The organism is Blautia intestinalis (genome assembly GCF_014297355.1).
Classification (GTDB): Bacteria; Bacillota; Clostridia; order Lachnospirales; family Lachnospiraceae; genus Blautia_A; species Blautia_A intestinalis.
In genome coordinates this window covers 1-17520 of the sequence record NZ_JACOQE010000011.1, presented here as the reverse complement: position 1 = coordinate 17520, position 17520 = coordinate 1, and the positions used below count along the sequence as shown (strand labels likewise).

The 17520-nt window shown below is 37.5% G+C and carries 19 protein-coding genes; 8 read left to right on the top strand and 11 right to left on the bottom strand.

Annotated elements, in window-relative coordinates; all coding sequences use genetic code 11:
* Positions 1 to 130: 130 nt before the first annotated feature.
* Entirely contained in the window at positions 131 to 994 is an 864-nt protein-coding gene (locus tag H8Z79_RS13705; RefSeq protein ID WP_118040827.1) for a hypothetical protein, read from the top strand.
* A 17-nt stretch (positions 995 to 1011) separates the two neighbouring features.
* Here H8Z79_RS13705 and H8Z79_RS13700 read toward each other — a convergent pair whose 3' ends face one another.
* Complete coding sequence (locus tag H8Z79_RS13700; protein ID WP_118040829.1) at positions 1012 to 1275, bottom strand: hypothetical protein; 264 nt, start codon at positions 1273 to 1275, stop codon at positions 1012 to 1014.
* Between the two features lie 96 nt (positions 1276 to 1371).
* The gene (locus tag H8Z79_RS13695) at positions 1372 to 1581 is read right to left on the bottom strand and encodes a hypothetical protein (RefSeq protein WP_118040831.1); all 210 of its coding nucleotides are present in this window, start codon (positions 1579 to 1581) and stop codon (positions 1372 to 1374) included.
* Between the two features lie 124 nt (positions 1582 to 1705).
* Here H8Z79_RS13695 and H8Z79_RS13690 point away from each other — a divergent pair, with 124 nt between their 5' ends.
* The 4 genes from H8Z79_RS13690 to H8Z79_RS13675 all read left to right on the top strand — a co-directional run bounded on the left by H8Z79_RS13690 (position 1706) and on the right by H8Z79_RS13675 (position 4131).
* Positions 1706 to 2179 carry a type IIL restriction-modification enzyme MmeI gene (locus H8Z79_RS13690; protein WP_118040833.1) on the top strand — a complete coding sequence of 158 codons (474 nt, stop codon included), beginning with the start codon at positions 1706 to 1708 and terminating at the stop codon, positions 2177 to 2179.
* On the top strand, positions 2074 to 2772 hold the full coding sequence (locus tag H8Z79_RS17320) for a type IIL restriction-modification enzyme MmeI (RefSeq protein ID WP_330607598.1): 699 nt from the start codon (positions 2074 to 2076) through the stop codon (positions 2770 to 2772). The genes H8Z79_RS13690 and H8Z79_RS17320 overlap by 106 nt, the downstream gene beginning before the upstream one ends.
* A gap of 17 nt (positions 2773 to 2789) precedes the next feature.
* Positions 2790 to 3587: a hypothetical protein gene (locus H8Z79_RS13680; RefSeq protein ID WP_118040837.1), complete on the top strand. Its 798-nt coding sequence runs from the start codon at positions 2790 to 2792 to the stop codon at positions 3585 to 3587.
* A 241-nt stretch (positions 3588 to 3828) separates the two neighbouring features.
* The gene (locus H8Z79_RS13675) at positions 3829 to 4131 is read left to right on the top strand and encodes a hypothetical protein (protein ID WP_118040839.1); all 303 of its coding nucleotides are present in this window, start codon (positions 3829 to 3831) and stop codon (positions 4129 to 4131) included.
* A gap of 224 nt (positions 4132 to 4355) precedes the next feature.
* Here H8Z79_RS13675 and H8Z79_RS13670 read toward each other — a convergent pair whose 3' ends face one another.
* From H8Z79_RS13670 to H8Z79_RS13640, 7 genes are all read right to left on the bottom strand, one after another.
* Positions 4356 to 5603: an IS256 family transposase gene (locus H8Z79_RS13670; protein WP_118040841.1), complete on the bottom strand. Its 1248-nt coding sequence runs from the start codon at positions 5601 to 5603 to the stop codon at positions 4356 to 4358.
* A gap of 249 nt (positions 5604 to 5852) precedes the next feature.
* Complete coding sequence (locus tag H8Z79_RS13665) at positions 5853 to 6758, bottom strand: dihydrodipicolinate synthase family protein (protein ID WP_118040843.1); 906 nt, start codon at positions 6756 to 6758, stop codon at positions 5853 to 5855.
* A 12-nt stretch (positions 6759 to 6770) separates the two neighbouring features.
* Entirely contained in the window at positions 6771 to 7985 is a 1215-nt protein-coding gene (locus H8Z79_RS13660) for a UxaA family hydrolase (protein ID WP_118040845.1), read from the bottom strand.
* Between the two features lie 12 nt (positions 7986 to 7997).
* Positions 7998 to 8348 (bottom strand): UxaA family hydrolase, encoded by a 351-nt coding sequence (locus H8Z79_RS13655; protein ID WP_207662817.1) that lies wholly within the window; start codon positions 8346 to 8348, stop codon positions 7998 to 8000.
* Between the two features lie 11 nt (positions 8349 to 8359).
* Positions 8360 to 9184: a carbohydrate ABC transporter permease gene (locus H8Z79_RS13650; protein ID WP_118040847.1), complete on the bottom strand. Its 825-nt coding sequence runs from the start codon at positions 9182 to 9184 to the stop codon at positions 8360 to 8362.
* Positions 9181 to 10077 (bottom strand): carbohydrate ABC transporter permease, encoded by an 897-nt coding sequence (locus H8Z79_RS13645; protein ID WP_225877007.1) that lies wholly within the window; start codon positions 10075 to 10077, stop codon positions 9181 to 9183. Before H8Z79_RS13645 ends, H8Z79_RS13650 begins: the two co-directional genes overlap by 4 nt.
* Before the next feature lie 53 nt (positions 10078 to 10130).
* Positions 10131 to 11381: an ABC transporter substrate-binding protein gene (locus tag H8Z79_RS13640; RefSeq protein WP_182279256.1), complete on the bottom strand. Its 1251-nt coding sequence runs from the start codon at positions 11379 to 11381 to the stop codon at positions 10131 to 10133.
* 172 nt (positions 11382 to 11553) lie between these two features.
* On the opposite strand from H8Z79_RS13640, the gene H8Z79_RS13635 reads away from it, so the two are divergent.
* The 3 genes from H8Z79_RS13635 (at position 11554) to H8Z79_RS13625 (ending at position 16035) form a co-directional block, all read left to right on the top strand.
* Positions 11554 to 13026: a DDE-type integrase/transposase/recombinase gene (locus H8Z79_RS13635; protein ID WP_118040851.1), complete on the top strand. Its 1473-nt coding sequence runs from the start codon at positions 11554 to 11556 to the stop codon at positions 13024 to 13026.
* 527 nt (positions 13027 to 13553) lie between these two features.
* A complete protein-coding gene (locus H8Z79_RS13630; protein WP_118040853.1) occupies positions 13554 to 14327 on the top strand; it encodes a response regulator transcription factor in 774 nt (257 codons plus the stop codon).
* Positions 14308 to 16035: a cache domain-containing sensor histidine kinase gene (locus tag H8Z79_RS13625; RefSeq protein WP_118040855.1), complete on the top strand. Its 1728-nt coding sequence runs from the start codon at positions 14308 to 14310 to the stop codon at positions 16033 to 16035. The genes H8Z79_RS13630 and H8Z79_RS13625 overlap by 20 nt, the downstream gene beginning before the upstream one ends.
* Positions 16036 to 16061: 26 nt before the next feature.
* On the opposite strand, the gene H8Z79_RS13620 is transcribed toward H8Z79_RS13625, so the two are convergent.
* The gene (locus H8Z79_RS13620) at positions 16062 to 16895 is read right to left on the bottom strand and encodes a substrate-binding domain-containing protein (RefSeq protein ID WP_225877006.1); all 834 of its coding nucleotides are present in this window, start codon (positions 16893 to 16895) and stop codon (positions 16062 to 16064) included.
* A gap of 9 nt (positions 16896 to 16904) precedes the next feature.
* A complete protein-coding gene (locus H8Z79_RS13615) occupies positions 16905 to 17390 on the bottom strand; it encodes an HNH endonuclease (protein ID WP_118040859.1) in 486 nt (161 codons plus the stop codon).
* Positions 17391 to 17520: the final 130 nt, after the last annotated feature.

Sequence of the window (17520 nt, the reverse complement as noted above, 5' to 3'; positions counted from 1 at the left end):
TCACAAACCTCTCTGTTCGGAAATCTATTCGGAAAATACATAACGGAGAATCGCGTTTTCACACACTGATTGTGCTGTATTTGCAGCATATCGCATGTTATGCTGTCGTTATAAAGGAGGTCGAAATTATATGAATAGAAATGCAAAGGAACTGCGGGAACAGGCACTGCGGAAACTGGCAGAATACTACCCGGAGGAAAAGAAAGTTTATGACCAATGGGAGGATTACATTGAAATTTACGCTGCAGGTTTTAAAATTGCGCCGCACGTCATGAATGAAATTTTAGAGCCGTTCAGATCTGATGATCCGCATATCCGGGGATATTATTATGGTCAGTTAGGCGTATGTCTCAATATCGCAAATATGGCTATCAGGCGAGGCTACTGTCCGGAATGGCTGTTTTCTGTTATTAAAGTCATCGATAATTTCGAGAGTTATGTTATGGTCCGCCTGATCTGGGAATGTGGAGCTCCAATCTGGCGAAATAGGTTAGATACCGCGTGTGAGGATTATCTTCATCGGGAATCCGAACATGATGATGATTATTACATAGGCGTTTACGGCATTTCGGAGGATAGACTCAGGAGCTGGAAATTAATGGATAAAGAGAATAAAAATCTTCCATTGGAACTTCCTGCATTTTCTAATGTTCCTGATCTACGCGCTGGAGCTTTGGAATTCCTGTCACACCATCTAGCAGAGGAACAGAAAAATTACAATACTGTTAGCGACGGACTTGATTTCTTTGAGGCTGGTTACTATGCCGCGCTAGACAAATGCGTAAAATTATGGCTTCGGAAAAATAACAAGAAATTTATAATAGATCATCTGCGAAATTTGAACGAAATGTTTAAAGAAAAATCTTCTGTTGACGAAATCCGTGAAAAGATTTCTGGCGATCTCACGTCTGAGGTTCAGGACGTTTTTAATGTGCTGATAAAATGTTACGAAGATAATCTGGACGCAGAAAAAAGAAAGAACAGGTTGGAGTAATTCCGGCCTGTTCTCATTTACAGATTTACAGAATCCATCATGCCGGCGTAATAAATGTGCTGCTCCATCCTCTGTGCTCTGGATTTCAAACAGAAAATATAATCATCTACCACCGCTCTGTCATGATCTGATAATTGTAAATGTTCGTAGATGATCTTCAGCATTGCCAGATCCTCATTATCTTGTCTAATATCGCTTGCCTCTTCATTAATTTCTTTTATGCTGTTAAGTCGCATTTTTTCAACCCTGTCGCATATTTTAAATTCTGTTACATTATACATTATCGTTTCCCCCATCTCCAGCACGCTGATTTGTAATTCCAGTGTACGGCAATAGGCTACATAAAACAATTACAATTGTTCGCCATCTTTCGACAATTAATGCCAGTCTGGAGCCTTAATCGGGCGTTGCTTTACCTGTTCTTCTGCTGCCTCCCTGGTGTTATACAGTCTATCCGGATGGACGCGGATGGCACCTTCGGAATCAAGGAATTTAATCAGATAAAGGCCGCCGGCGCAATTCAGAATCCGTACCGGTCTTATTATTCTGCTGCTCTCAATAATATACGCGTTATCTCCTCGTCTCATATAATCAGCTCCTATTATTTTTTTACTGATTATATCATAACACAAACATTTGTTCTGAAACAATTTTATTGTCGCTCCACTATCTATTATGGTATATTTATATCAACAGGGAAGGAGAAATTTTATGAGTACAATAAATCAAAGCGCTGCCGCTAAAAATTTTTATGAATATTGGATGAATAAAGGCTATGAAAAAGGGGAAAGCCAGGCTTTTTGGTTGGCGCTTTTACGACAGGTTTTTGGAGTTGAAGAGCCTGAAAAATATATCAGATTTGAAGAGCAAGTAAAGCTGGATCATACCAGCTTTATCGATGCCTATATCGCGGAGACTAAGGTTATGATCGAACAGAAAAGTCGGAAAAAGGATCTACGAAAGGCTATCCGGCAATCTGATGGTTCTACCCTCACTCCGTTTCAGCAGGCCAAGCGCTATATAACAGAATTACCAGTTTCACAGCATCCTCGATGGGTCATCACTTGTAATTTTCAAGAATTCGATATCTACGATATGGAGAAGCCTGGAGGAGATCCGGTGATTGGTTTACAAATGCTAGTCCCGCAGTATATAGAAATATCCCAGAAATCAGGGATCGATTAAAAATTGTTTACAATAAGAGAATTAAGTCGAATACAAAGAAGGCGCGTGAAAACGCCAGTACGCCAGCATTGTTTTCTGAAATACGTCAGCCATCCGATAATTATATGGTGGTCCCGGAAACATCAACTGCTACCAGGAAGTATATTCCTATGGGGTTTTTGAGTTCCGATGTAATAGCAAGTAATTCTTTAATGACCATGCAGAATGCAACCCTTTACATGTTTGGAGTACTACAATCAAGTATTCATATGTCATGGGTAAGAGTTTTGTGTGGTCGAATGAAAAGCGATTACCGCTACTCTCCCGCCCTGTACAATAACTTTCCATGGCCAACTCCTACCATTCATCAAAAGGAGAAAATAGAAAAAACTGCACAAGGAATTCTTGATGCAAGAGCCATGTATCCTAACTGTACACTTGCTGACTTATACGACCCACTTTCTGGACAGGACAAACTGATTAGGGCGCACCGTCTGAATGATAAGGCTGTAATGGAAGCATACGGATTTACGAAAGAAGATGCTGCTTTTAATTCTGAATCTGCATGTGTAGCAGAACTTATGAAAATGTACCAGGAATTGACATCTAAATAGACATAACGGAGGTACCTATGGAATATTTACTTTTTCGAACCTTAGAGGAATCTGAAAATTATTGGTCCACAATGTCCATCGAAGAGAAGAAAAAGAAAATTGGCTTTGGCCTTCAAAAAGACCCTCTTACTACAAATTATTCTATCTGGGGCGCGCCAACAGTTGAATTTTTAAGAATTCTTTTGTGTGATCTATATCAAATTCGTGATATATATTTAAGATACGATTCTCTGAATCAATTGGAAAAACATGGATTAGCACACATAATTATTTCCGCTACATCTGCCTATATTGAAGATAGATATAAGCATATTTTATTAGCACATTATCCTGAAGATAACGTAAATAAAGTCGTATTTTTATCCATATCTTCAGATTGTTCTAAGACGATGAATAAACTTCAGGTTTTCTCTATGGACACTTTGCAGATAACTAATGAATTCAAAATTCCGGACCATATAAAAACAGATAATGATTTAAAAAACTGGTTACAAACTGAATGCAATACTAAAGAAATCCATCTCTTTAACGATGTATTTGAAAAATATGATCCAAACATTATTGATTATTTTGGAAATTATATACATCCGAGAGTAAAGCAAATCATCGGTCATGACGATATCTGGGATCGAATCAAAAACTACAGAAATTTGTTGGCTCATCCGCAAGAAAAAGTCAATGAGCGGGCTTTAAAGATGGCTTGTGAGGCACTCCTCTCTGAGGAGTTTATACATAGAATAGAAGGAATTTCTCTCTGGCTGTTATCATTACCACCAGCACAGCAGCAAGAACTTGTAGACAGGCTAACTTCTTAAATCTTGTCAAAACATGAATCTCATTATAATAATAAGAAACTGACTCGGATTTCCGGGTCTTTTCCTTTACTTCAAAACGCCTCCTTAAAAAAAATCAAAACTTTGAAAAGTTATCACCTTTTCTTACTGAACAACACTTTTATTTTTGATAAAATGTGTATCAAATACAAAAAGTCCATACCAAAACATACACGACGTTCTGTTAAGATAACTGTATAGTAATTATAAGGAGGTACACAATATGTACAAATTCAGCAACCCAAAATTAGCTCTGAGAATTATCGATGAAATTATTATTCCCGGACGTTTTCCAAACTATATAAATCTTGACTCTGATGAGTATGATGAGAACGAAGTGGATAAAGTTTTGGATGAGGTCCTAGACAGTCCTCTCGTTAAAGTTGATAAAACAAACTCTGAGGAAACTATAGCATTCGTATCCCAAGGAGTAGTTAAACTGGAAGCAAAGAATGATAAGGTTATATTATCCGCAAAAGTTATCGACTGGGATACTTACAATGAATTAAAAGAGAGTGTCAAGTAAAAAAAATAAGGTGTCTCGTCTGAGGCGCCTTTTAAGGGGTTGAGGACACTCTGTGGAGAGCGTTTCAAGTTTTGTGTAAACAGAAAAAACTGATATAAGATATGTCATTAGTTATCGAGGACAGAACCTGTTTTTCAGGGTTCTGTCCTTGTTTGTATTATAATGCAGTTTTAGGGCATGTCAAGCAGGACTGGCTGTGCCAGCCCTGCCTAGATGCATTCTGCTTATAACTTTTCCAATCTTTCTTCGAAGAAAATTTCCAGCTGAGAATGGATCTGTCCCCAATCCTGACGGTGTCCCGTCCATTTCTTGGTGATATCTATCATAGCCAAATACAGCATTTTCAGGAGACTGTCATCGGATGGAAATACTGTCTTGGATTTGGTGACTTTCCGGAGCTGACGGTTAAATCCTTCAATCGTGTTCGTGGTATAGATCAGACGTCTGACAGCTTCCGGATACTTAAAATACGTTGAAAGATTTGCCCAGTTATCTTTCCATGACTTTGCAATCTTAGGGTATTTCCCGCTCCATTTTTCGTCAAAGCTGTCCAGTTCTGCCAATGCAACTTCTTCTGTAGGAGCTGCATATACACGCTTCAGATCTGCCATAAGTGGTTTGATCTCTTTGTAAGAAACAAATTTCGTGGTATTCCTGATCTGATGGATTATGCACTGTTGGATCTCGGTCTGGGGAAATACTGCTTCAATTGCCTGTGGAAAACCGGTCAGTCCATCCACACACGCAATCAATATATCTTCTACACCCCGGTTTTTCAGGCCATTCAGGATGGAGAGCCAGAACTTGGCACTTTCATTTTGACCAACATACATTCCGAGGACATCCTTACGTCCTTCCATATCGATCCCAATCGCAATGTAAACAGCACGTTTTACAATCCGCCCCTCATTACAGGCATGGAAATGGATCGCATCCATAAATACAACAGCATACACACTTTCTAATGGTCTTTCCTGCCATTCTTTTACTATTGGCAGAATCTTATCATTGATCCGGCTGACAGTACTGTCGGAGATCTCAATATCGTATAATTCACGCATGTGGCTTTCTATATCGGCAGTAGTCATTCCTTTTGCGTACATGGAAATGATCTTTTCTTCCATGTCCTGCGTAATCGAATTCTGATACTTCTTTACAACCTGTGGTTCGAAGTCACCTTTTCGATCCCTTGGAATATCAATCTCCATATCTCCGTAACTGGTATGTAACGTTTTCTGGGAATGTCCATTCCTGGAATTATCGGTTTCTTTATTTCGATAATCATATTTGGAATATCCCAGTTCTTCATCCAGTTCCTGATCAAGGGCGCCTTCCAAAATGATAGACATCATATCCCGCATAATGGAATTAACATCTGTTCCATCTTTTACTTTTACATTGTTTTCTTTCAGGTAGTTTCCCATGAGTTCTCTAAGCGCTGCTTTTTGTGGTGAATCCTTTTTTCTTGCCATAAAATAAACCTCCAAACTGAGTAATTCTATCTTACATCAGTTTGAAGGTTTACACAAACTTTGGGATACTCCCCGTTTTTCTACATTAAATCTGTGCAAAATGCACAGTATTAAGTTATATTATTTGTAACTATATTCAGAAAAACGTTTCTTAGTTTTAATTTTGTATTAAATTTATATATTTTATTAATAAAATTCAAAATAGCTGCTAAGAATATTTTCGATTCTTAGCAGCTATCTTAATTAAAATTATTTTTTTGTAAAACTATACTCATTTTTCATTAGGTAGTCTTCTATATTCTCCTTTTCTTCCTTGCTTAACTCAGAAACATCGAATGATGTATATGGCTGCATCAGTCCCTTTCGAAAACAGAGATATTTTACAACAGCAATCCAATTCTTTGAAAACTCCAATACTTTTTTCATTTGTATAATTGCTTCCTGACATTCTTTTATCCCTTCTATATCTCCTTCACCAGCACATCTATATAATTTAGAATAAAAGTTCGGATAAGCATTTGCCAAACATGGAACACAGCCATCTGCACCAAATATTAAGGCGGCTCCGCATAAATCTTCGTTTCCACTTAACATTCCGCCTGTTTTATTTAAAACTAATGCTTTTTGAAACAAGCTCCAGTTACTTGTGCTGTCTTTTATTGCTATCAGCCTCGGAAATTTTAAGAGATATTTCATTGTTTGTGGCAAAATATCATAGTGAACGTAAGATGGAATATTATACGCAATCAATTTTCCCTTAATATTTTCTGTCAAAAACTGATAATGTTTGATAATTCCCTTCTGATCTTCTGGCTCAAGATAATAAGGCACTGCTGAAACAAAATATTTCGCCCCCAAATTCTCATATATTTTTATCTCTTCCAGAACTTTTTCTGAAGAGGTTTCCAGCGCCCCAACCAAAAGAGGAACTCTTCCATTAATATACTTCAATGCATATTTAACTACTGTTTTTTTCTTTTCAATACCCAGAGCTGATCCTTCACCACAAGATCCCAACACAAAAATCCCGGATACGCCACCATCTATACAATAATCAATTAGCTTTTTCAATGACTTTTTATCTATATTTCTATTTTCATCAAGAGGTGTCACTAACGGAGGAATAATTCCTCTGAGTCTTTCTTTTGTATCCATTATACTCCTCTCCTAAAACTGCCAACATTTTGGAACATTGACAGGATCCTGATAATTAAAATAGAGAATACCTTCTCTGTGCCCCATTTTTTCTGCATTTGTAAGTCTACCACAACAAATACTTCTAAGCTTCTTTAGCATTCGTTCCGTCATATCAGACATGCTTTCAGTTCCATCAAGAAGTCCCGCCGCACAAAAATCAATATCGTCCTGCATTCTGTTATAAGTTCTCGGATTTCCTGTTACTTTGACAACAGGACTAATAGGAGTTCCTACCACATGCCCCCTTCCTGTTACAAGAAATACAATATGACATCCTGCCGCTATGAGATCTAACATATCAGAAGGATCTGCCGCTATAAAATGCGCTGGTTCCAATTTTTCATCAGGAATAACATCCAGGAGATGAACCCCTTTTCTTGTTGGTGACTGTGCAATTTTTAGAACACTCTGAATAGGTCTTCTTCCACTCTTCACCATAGCTCCCATGCTCTTTTCTTCAATAGTTGTTAATCCCCCATCCATATTTCCTGGAGCAATAGAAAACTGACCATATGCCGAACAAAAATCCACTGTTTTATCATAAGCATTTGCAATGTCCTGTTTTACCTTATCATCAATTCCTCTGCTCACAAGATAATCTTTTAGCCCAATTCCTTCGCTTAGTTCTTCAAAGACAGCAGTTCCCCCATGATCTGCCACATAATCAAAAACACTTCCAATCAATGCATTCCCCGCTAATCCTGAGGTAAAATCTGAGCCTCCACACTCGCCTCCTATAACAAGATCCTGAATATACATAGGAATTCTTGGAACATTCTTTAATTTGTCAAGCATATCCTGTACGATTGTAATTCCCCTTATAATACTTTTTTTCGTCCCACCTGCTTCTTGCTGGTAAAACCATGCCGCCTCTCTTCCTGACCGTTCTGCTTCCTTTGCCAGCATAGATGGATATGTATATTCACATCCATGCCCTATAACCAGTACACCTCCCACATTTGGGTGAGTACAATATTTCAGCATTCTTCGTATATTTACTTGATTATGAAGACAGGAATGAGAACCTATAGTCTCCACATCTTCTCCAATATTCTGAAAATATTCTGCGATTTTCCTACATACATATTTACTGCATTCCACAGTAAACACAATCAGCACTTTATTTCTAATTCCCTTTGTTCCATCTCTTCTTTGATATCCCTGACATAAAATCTTTTCGTTCATGCGTCATCCTCCCTAATACATTTTGTATTCTATATCTTTCGCATGTACAGTAACCGGATCTAGCTGCGCTGACCGGAAATCATATGCACTCTTCATATTATGAAGATGAACATGCATGCCTTTCCTTATCTTCTTTGTAGCAATACCAATACAAACACCATATTTTAAAATTTGATCTCCCTCTTCCATATCGCAAAGTGCGACCTTATGTCCAAATGGAATTTGTTGCAGTGCAATCATTTCTCCTTTTCTATTCTTATTTTCTCCGGTAAGTTTAATATCTCCTGCTGTAACATCCTCCATCGCAGTAGCTACATTATCTGTTTTATGCACAATATAACAGATCTGATCCATTTTTTTCATTTCATTTTCACCTAACCTTTCACGCCTCCTGCTGTTAAACCTGCAATCAAATCTTTTTGCACGATGACAAACATAATAACAACCGGTATAACTACTATAATTCCTCCTGCCGTAATCAAATCCCACCGTATATTATATTGAGACATAAAATTTGATAAAGCTACTGTCACAGTTCTGGAATCTTTATTGGTAAACATATTTGCATAAGTGTATTCATTCCAGGATGTAATAAAAATAAAACTTAAAGAAGCTACCATTGCCGGTCTTAGAAGCGGAAGAACAATTCTTATCATCCTTTGAAAAAGATTACAGCCATCAAGAGCTGCTGCTTCCTCTAGTTCATATGGCACTTGATTAATAAATCCGGTTGTGAGCCATACAGAATACGGTATAGAATACGTACTATATGCAATAATAAGACATAACTGTGTATGGAGAATTCCCATCTTATTAAAAATTGTATATAGTGGAATCAAAAGCAGCGTACTTGGCACCAAATACAAAAGAAGAAAAAAATACATAAGTCCATTCCTGATTTTAAATCTGTATCTTGACAATGCATATCCTGCCATAAATGATACTATTCCTGCAATAAGCACCGTTACAAAAGAAACAACCAAGCTATTCCACATATTATGAATAAAATCTGTTTTCTCAAATAGCTCTCTATAACTGTTCAGCGTTGGTTCCAATGGCAAAAAATGGAATTCTGCTGAAAACATCTCTTTCTTCTCCTTTAATGAAGTCAAGAGAATCCATGCAAACGGGAATAAAACTGTCACCATAAAAAATACAATTGGTATGTAAAAAGTCCATATACTCTTTCTCTGTCTCATTTATCTATCATTCCTCCCTGTTCTCTTGTTATCCTGAGATAAATAAATATTACTATTGACATAAATACGGCGCCAATAATAGCTACAGCACTTCCATATCCGAATTTCATTGATTTTTGTGCCTGAAGATACGTATATACAGATAATGTAAGAGAGCTATATCCAGGTCCCCCTCCCGTCATGGTATAAATAATATCCACATTGTTAAATACCCATATCAAACGGATCATTACTGTCGAAACAATTGTTGACGCAATACCCGGAATCGTAATATAAAAATACTGTTTAATTCTTGACGCTCCATCTACACTGGCAGATTCATAAAGTTCCCGAGGAACCGACTGCATAGCCGCGAGAATCATAATTGTAAAAAATGGAATTCCCTGCCATATCATTGCAAGAATCTGAATCCATAGTGCTGTATTAGATTGGGCAATCCAAGCAACATTTTCATTGATCAAATGTAGCTTTTGCAGAATCTCATTCATAACTCCATAATTACCATTAAAAATCCACGCCCACATAAGAGAGATCAGCACACAAGGAGTTACCCACGGTATTAATACAACAGACCGGACAATTCCTCTACCAATAAAAAATTTATTTAAAATATTTGCAAGTAACAGAGATAATAAAAGCTGAGAAATCACTGTAACGCTAACCCAAATTACTGTATTCTTAAATGCTGGCCAAAACGCAGGGTCTTTTGTAAAAATGTCAATATAATTCTGCAATCCCACAAATTTAACACCTTGAAGATTTGTTAAATCATATTTATACAAACTCAAAACAACCGCACGAACAACAGGATAGCCAATAATAAGAATTACGATTAATATAGCCGGTGCTAAGAGAATGAATGGCTGATACTGAAATTTCTTTTTTTTCATCATAAGATATTCCCCCTGAAATTTCGGGGGCTGTATTTTAATACAGCCCCACATCTTTATTCTCTTGCAAGATTATCTGCCAGAATCTGTATCATCTCTGCACTGTCAATCTCTCCCATCATTGCCCGCTGAATTGTTTGAGGCCATACAGTTTCTGACCAGTCCCCCCAGGTATTTACAACCGGAAAAATCTGTACATCGTCAAGATATTCCATCGAGGCTGCACAGAATTTATCTCCTGTAAATTCTGGATCCTCTGTAACTGGTGTCACAAATGGAACAAGCCCTGCATTTTTACATAACTCCTTATGTGCCTCTTCCCCTGACGCATATTTAAGAAAATTCACTGCTTCTTCTGTACTCTCACTATTTGCGGAAACAGCCCAATGACATGGTTCACTTGGGAGATATCTGCCTGCTGCTCCTTCTGGAAGCGCCACAACATCCACATCATCTCCCAATACTTCCGTGATTTCTTTTGCGGAATTCAAATGATGTACCAACATTCCTGTAACTCCGCTTTCGAAATTCTGCACAATTTCTGTATAGCCATCTGTAGGTGCTGTTTTTGGGGCCCACCCTTTCTGGTAAATATCCAGATACTTCTGGTTTGCCTCCACCATTTCAGGTGTATTCAAGCTTACTTTTCCTGCATCATCAAAAAAGTCTATTCCTTCATTTAACGTAAGACCTGCCCACATAAAATGACCGCCACGGGCACCGCGCATACTGAATCCGTATATGTCAGTAGAGCCATCTCCATCTGTATCCTTTGTTAATGCTTCACATGCCTGATAAAATTCATCCATTGTTTTTGGATATTCAAGTCCTGCATCTTCGAAATATGACTTCCTACAATAGAGATACAGTACAACCAAACTATGGGGCCATGCATATGTTTCTTCCTGTCCCGCTCTTGCCGATTCCCACATACTTTCCGGAATTGTATCTTTATCTTCCCATGAATCAATATATTCGTCTAATTTAGCAACTGCATTTAAACTCCTCAACTCTGGAATCCAGGTAGGCTGAATTTTATACACATCTGGAAGATCTCCAGATGCTGCAGCTGCAATCAGGGTATCATGATAACTGTTCCATGGAATAGCCTCCAATTCCAAATTTACATCGGGATATTGTTCACTCCATGTATCATATGCATCCGCATAAGAGCCATCATTATCTTCCCAATACCAGACGCGAATAGTTTTTTCCGGTTTGGCTTCTACCACTGATACCGAAAAAACAGGTAAAATCATGCATGCACTTAAGGTTATACTCAATAATTTTTTTATTCTTTTTTTCATTCTTTTTCCTCCTGTCATTTATTGGTAGTGTCAAAAACTACCTCTTTTTTATTATTCTGAATCCTTTAAAACCTTGATTTATTGGAGGTTTGCAAATAAAAAGAGCATTGACCTCCCTTTTCTGGTATAATGTCAATCGCCAAACCAACATCCCCGAAAGGAGCCAATGCTCATGAACATTATACTTTATTTACTTCAGTTAATTCAATACCAACATCAACAAATCTGCTGGCTTTTAAATTTTATCTGCAGATATATCCCTCTCAAGCAGTGGGTCTTCGATGATTCCCACTCTCCCAAATATCAAAAGTTCAAGATTGATGCACTCCCTCTGATCACGGATTTCCGTCAGGACTGGACTTACAAAGAACTCATCCCTTACTACGAAAAGCGTTATGGTAAAAAGATCCGCCCGATCAGCCGCCGGTCAGAGTGTGACATTCCAGATTCCTGCACCTGCCCACGCTGTGATGCTCCCAAACCCTTCCTCTACCGGAATAACGGTTCCAAAGGACAACTCCTGTGTAAAATCTGTGATGCCAGATTTTCTCCTGATGAAAGCAGGTTCTCTTCCGTAAAGCTGCGATGTCCTCATTGCGGCAACACCCTGGTTCCCAAAAAGGACAGGAAACACTTCATCGTCCATAAATGCGTCAATCCCGCATGTCCTTACTACCTTCACAACCTCAAAAAAGTTGACAAGGCAGATCTCGCAGAGGATTATGGTAAAAATAAATATAAGCTCCATTACATCTACCGTGAGTTCACGATGTATTTTTTCAGCATGGACTTAAATACCCTGCCTAAAAATGCCTCTTCCCTTAAATTCAACAAACACAATGCCCATGTCATGTCCTTATGCCTGACACTGCACGTCAATCTGGGGCTTTCCCTGTGCAAGACGTCACAGGCTTTAAAAGACCTGTATAACATCAGCATTTCCCACCAGCAGATCGCTAACTACTGCAAAACCGCTGCCATCTGTATCAAGCCCTTTGTCGACCAGTATCCTTACGAGAAAGGGGATGTCTTCACTGCTGATGAAACCTATATCAAGATCCGCGGCATCAAAACTTACGTCTGGCTGATCATGAACGCCGCCACACGTTCCATTCTCGGCTATCAGGTATCCGATAACCGTGGGGTTGGTCCCTGCATCCTCGCCATGCGTATGGCTTTCCATGGGCTTGCAAAACTCCCGGAAAACTTTAAATTTGTTGCGGACGGTTACAGTGCATATCCTCTTGCTGCAGTGGAATTCGCAAAAAAGTTTGGTAAAGACTTTACCTTCACCGTTACCCAGGTTCTTGGACTTACCAACGACGATGCTGTTTCTAAAGAACACCGCCCTTTCAAACAGATGATTGAACGGCTGAACCGCACGTACAAGGCTTCTTACCGCAGCACGAACGGATTTGATAACATCGACGGTGCCAACTATGACCTAGCTCTCTGGGTGGCTTACTATAACTTTCTGCGACCACATAAACATACGAGATATAAAGTACTCAACCAGGTAGACATGCTCCAGGGAGCGGATCACATGCCAGGCAAGTGGCAGCTTCTGATCTTCCTTGGACAACAGACCATTCTGAATATACAGAAAAACGGGACTGCTGCACCGGAGCGGAACGGTTGTCAATAGAACCGTGGAATACCACAACAGACGGCTATGCCGACTGTGAGGATATGCCGCGAAAGTCTGTTGACAAAAAGTTCCCGGATGATCCTGTCCAGCAGAAAAGGGGAAACTGCACCCTTTTCCTGCCTTCCGGCGAGGATAGATTCGGGCAATGCCCGAAATTGGGTCAAGGAATCAGTCCCTTGTAGGTTCTCAGGGCAACGCCCTGAGCCCTCGGAGAGCTTATCGGAATAAATATCTGCAATTTTCAAGGTTCATTTGAGCCTTTTTCTTTAGCTCTGTTTTTCATAGATTATTTGACACTACCAATTTATTTGATGTTATTATTGTCACATATTCTCTGTTTTTGGACAATGAAGATACATCTGATAAAATTGAAGATTAATACGAATTTTATTTATAATTTGGAAATAATAACGAAAAATGGTAAAATAATATGTTTTTTATATTTTATTGTCAAACCACGGCAAAATAATATATAATATTTATATATCAAAAAAACCTTTTTCCAAAACAAGGGAGTGTTACATATGTTAAAAGTCTTAATCGTTGACGATGAATTTATCGTTCGTGCTGGTTTAATTAATTGCATAAACTGGAAAATGCTTGAACTCCAATTAATTGGGGAAGCTTCAAATGGACAGGAAGCTCTGCAGATTATACTTCAAGATACTCCTGACATCATTCTTCTTGATTTGATAATGCCAGAAATGACTGGAATGGAACTTCTACAAAAATTAGAAGATTTAAATATAAAAACAAATATTATTATTCTCAGTTGCCATGAAGATTACACTCATGTACGAAATGCATTTAAGAAAGGAGTAAGAGACTATATTCCCAAACTTTCTGCAACACCTGATGAAATATCTACCATCATTTCGGATGTTGCCAAAAAAATTATAAAGCAGCAACAAAAATCACTATCTGATATTTCTTACGAATCTTTATATTATAAAGGAATTCGTTCAGATATTGCTAAAGCTTTAAAATATATAGAAGAACACTATAGTGAAAATATTTCTCTATCCGGTATTGCTTCTCATATTCATATGAGCAAAAATCATTTCAGCTATTTATTTCGAAAGGAAACGGGACATTCCTTTAACGATTATCTAACGGAAGTACGAATTAACAAAGCAAAACTGCTTCTGACATCGCCTCAGACATACACGATTGCAGAAATTGCAGAAATGACGGGATTTAACGATACTGGATATTTTGGAAAAGTATTTAAAAAGTCTACTGGCATGTCTCCAATCCATTATAAATCAGGAGGTTCGTATGAAAAAATATTTTCATAAACTTCAAAGTAAAATCACAATCTGTATTCTTACTTTTGTAATTATCCCTGTCATAGCTATTAACTTGCTTCTCCAACTTCAACTGGAAAACCAATTACTGAAAAATACAGACTTTGCTTTTCAAAATGCTGTTACAAATGTAAACAACACTCTGAAAACTCTTATGAGAGAAATGGGAGTTACTTTAAATCTTCTTTCCACAACTCCCTCTCTCTATAAAGCACTGGAAACAGAAAAAAAGTCCTTGAATGATGAGTTAAAAACAAAAATATCCATTGATAATCTCACATCACAGTTTCAAAAATTTGTCTTTTACTGTCCTGTAGATTTTATCATCCTAGACAGACAAAATACTACCTACAGTACATATTACATCAGCAATCCTGATGTGTGGAACACTCCTGAAACTGCTTATCATCTTAAAAATATTAACAAAAAAGATCTTAATTATACCTACTTCTCAACATCCATGAAGAATCTTGGCAGCGATTCAAATAATATGGTATTGTGCATTGGAAAAAATATACGAAATTATAAAAAACAATATCTTGGAAAAGCAATACTTATCATAGATGAGGAAAAACTTTTCCGTATTCTTCAATCCTCTACGTTATATCAGGGAAGTATCCATCTTCTGTGTGACGAAAACAATACTATTATCTCTGCCCAGGATAAAACACTCATAGGGCAGTCCTATGAGTCCTATGAGTCCTACAAAAATAATAATAATTATGTTCTTTCCTGTTCTTTATATAACAACTGGAATTTCATTTCCATGATTCCTAAAAAGCTTCTTTATAAAGAGGTTTCTTACAGCAATATATTTATAGGAATTGATATTACCCTTACTGTTTGTGTAATCTTTGCAATCATTTTTATCCTTCATTCTTTTCTACGTCCAATTCAAACCTTAAAGGATTTAATGATAAAAGTTGAAAAGGGTGATTTTTCCTGCCAATTTCACAGCTCCTCTTCTGACGAATTAGCTGATCTGGGAAATAGTTTCAATCATATGACTGCAAAACTGGATGCTCTTTTCAAACGTACTCAGACACAGCAACAAAAGCTGCTGGAACAGGAAAACGAAAAGGAACGTTTTCGTTACATGATTCTACAATCCCAAATCAATCCGCACCTGATGTTTAATACTTTAAATAACATTAAATGGATGGCTTTGCTAAATAAAGATACCCCAGTTGCAAATACCATCTCTTCTTTTGGGAAACTATTAGAAAAAACCTTAAAAACTGGAGATGACTATTTTACATTAAGAGAAGAATTAGAATATTTACAAGAATATCTTCAAGTTATGCAGCTACATATCCCACAAAAAATCATTCTGGACATTTATATAAGAAATCCTACATATGAATGTCGTGTATTAAAAATGCTTTTTCAGCCTATTATTGAAAATTCAATTCTTCATGGCTTTAAAAGCAACAAAACTAATCCCCATATCTGGATTACAATCAAACAAAAGCAAAATATATTAATTTGCTCCATAAAAGATAACGGTATCGGAATAGAGAAAAAAAATTTAGCAACTATTTATCATTGCCGGGAAGAGTCTGCTCCTTCCCATCTTATAGGACTAAATAACGTAAAAGAACGTTTAAGTCTATTTTATGGAAAAAGTGCAGATATGAAAATACTTTCTCTTCCTGATAAAGGAACAACTGTTATTTTCCATCTTCCCGTATTAAAATAAAAATTTAAGAGGGGCTTTTGCCCCTCTCACCAATCCACTAAATCCCAGTCCCCTGAAGCTGTTTTTACAGTTGATTGACGCACTACTAATCTGGCGTCCATCTTTATTCCTACCGGCTGTCCGAAATTTTCATTTGGATTCTCTATTCTTTTAAAAAGCATTTTTGCAGCCTCAATTCCTGCATGACGTTTTCTTACATGAATTGTCGAAAGAGACGGTTCTAGCACACTTGCCAGAAACACATCGTCATAACCCACCAATTTAATATCTTCCGGAATTCTCTTTCCATGTTCATTCAGATATTTCATAACCCCTATTGCCATCTGATCATTTCCACAAAATAATCCATCCATATCAGGGACCTGTTCCATAGGCTGTTTTACTGCCACATAGCCGCTCAAATAGCTATAATCACCATGAGCAATCATTTCTTCGCCCAAATATAAATTATTTTCTTTCAAACAATCTTTATATCCCTTTACTCGTTCTTTGACAATTTCCATATGGGTAGGTCCTGTAATATGCCCAATTTTTTTACATCCACATTCAATAAGATGCTGTGTTGCCATTCTGGCATTTGCATAACCGTCAAAATATACAGAATCAATTCCTACGCTGGTTAAATCTCTTTCTATACTTACCAATGGAATGTTTTTATATTTATTTGCCTGTTTTTTAATCTGACTGAAATATTTTTCTCTGTTTTCTGTAGACACAGACGAAACAAAAATAATACCGTCAACTCTGCTGGCAATCATACGACGAAACAGTTCTTTTTCCCTTTTTATTGCCTGCTTATCTCCATAAGTGCCCTGAGCATCGCAGATCATGACTCTTTCGAACAACAACGCTAAATCCAAACTGAATATTTAACTCACAAAAGAAAGTTTCTCTGTAATCTGATATAACCATGCAAAATGTAAACCACCTGTTGTTTTTCTTTTACCATTAAGCACAAGATTCAAATTTGAGCTCTTAATTCCTAACTCACGTGCTGCTTGAGATTGGTTACGGTAAATCATTCCAGTTTCCAAACAAATAAATTCTGGTGAATGATCCATCTGAGCAGCGATGATACGGTCCACAATGTCTCCATAAGTCATATTATAGCGCCGATTGCACCTTTCAAGATTTGAGAGACGCGGATCCATCTTGTCTTGATTTTTATGGTTAACCTCTGGAAGCCCCTGCGGATTGGGTAAAAATGCATCTGCAACAAGAATATGCACGTAAAACGTTACCTGTTTTCCATTTCCAATTTGTAAACAAATGCTTGCATACCCATTTTGCCTGCGCCGTTGATTAATCAGTACATGACCTGTTTTACGATTGCGAACATGCCCTAACGTAGACACTTCATACCTTTTGGTCCTATGTCAAGATTTAGTACAAGTTAAAATGAGAAAATTCTCCCCATTTTAACCTGCCAGAAGCTCAGCCTCAGTGTGTATTCTTTCATACACTCGTTCGAATTTGTTTGGCGAC

Bases quoted from the DNA above. Each gene is read 5' to 3' on its own strand.
- H8Z79_RS13665 (WP_118040843.1), bottom strand. From the start codon at position 6,758: ATGGATACAAAAGAAAGACTCAGAGGAATTATTCCTCCGTTAGTGACA.
- H8Z79_RS13695 (WP_118040831.1), bottom strand. From the start codon at position 1,581: ATGAGACGAGGAGATAACGCGTATATTATTGAGAGCAGCAGAATAATA.
- H8Z79_RS13640 (WP_182279256.1), bottom strand. From the start codon at position 11,381: ATGAAAAAAAGAATAAAAAAATTATTGAGTATAACCTTAAGTGCATGC.
- H8Z79_RS13675 (WP_118040839.1), top strand. From the start codon at position 3,829: ATGTACAAATTCAGCAACCCAAAATTAGCTCTGAGAATTATCGATGAA.
- H8Z79_RS13635 (WP_118040851.1), top strand. From the start codon at position 11,554: ATGAACATTATACTTTATTTACTTCAGTTAATTCAATACCAACATCAA.
- H8Z79_RS13690 (WP_118040833.1), top strand. From the start codon at position 1,706: ATGAGTACAATAAATCAAAGCGCTGCCGCTAAAAATTTTTATGAATAT.
- H8Z79_RS13670 (WP_118040841.1), bottom strand. From the start codon at position 5,603: ATGGCAAGAAAAAAGGATTCACCACAAAAAGCAGCGCTTAGAGAACTC.
- H8Z79_RS13650 (WP_118040847.1), bottom strand. From the start codon at position 9,184: ATGAGACAGAGAAAGAGTATATGGACTTTTTACATACCAATTGTATTT.
- H8Z79_RS13680 (WP_118040837.1), top strand. From the start codon at position 2,790: ATGGAATATTTACTTTTTCGAACCTTAGAGGAATCTGAAAATTATTGG.
- H8Z79_RS13630 (WP_118040853.1), top strand. From the start codon at position 13,554: ATGTTAAAAGTCTTAATCGTTGACGATGAATTTATCGTTCGTGCTGGT.
- H8Z79_RS13660 (WP_118040845.1), bottom strand. From the start codon at position 7,985: ATGAACGAAAAGATTTTATGTCAGGGATATCAAAGAAGAGATGGAACA.
- H8Z79_RS13645 (WP_225877007.1), bottom strand. From the start codon at position 10,077: ATGATGAAAAAAAAGAAATTTCAGTATCAGCCATTCATTCTCTTAGCA.
- H8Z79_RS13705 (WP_118040827.1), top strand. From the start codon at position 131: ATGAATAGAAATGCAAAGGAACTGCGGGAACAGGCACTGCGGAAACTG.
- H8Z79_RS13700 (WP_118040829.1), bottom strand. From the start codon at position 1,275: ATGTATAATGTAACAGAATTTAAAATATGCGACAGGGTTGAAAAAATG.
- H8Z79_RS13655 (WP_207662817.1), bottom strand. From the start codon at position 8,348: ATGAAAAAAATGGATCAGATCTGTTATATTGTGCATAAAACAGATAAT.
- H8Z79_RS13625 (WP_118040855.1), top strand. From the start codon at position 14,308: ATGAAAAAATATTTTCATAAACTTCAAAGTAAAATCACAATCTGTATT.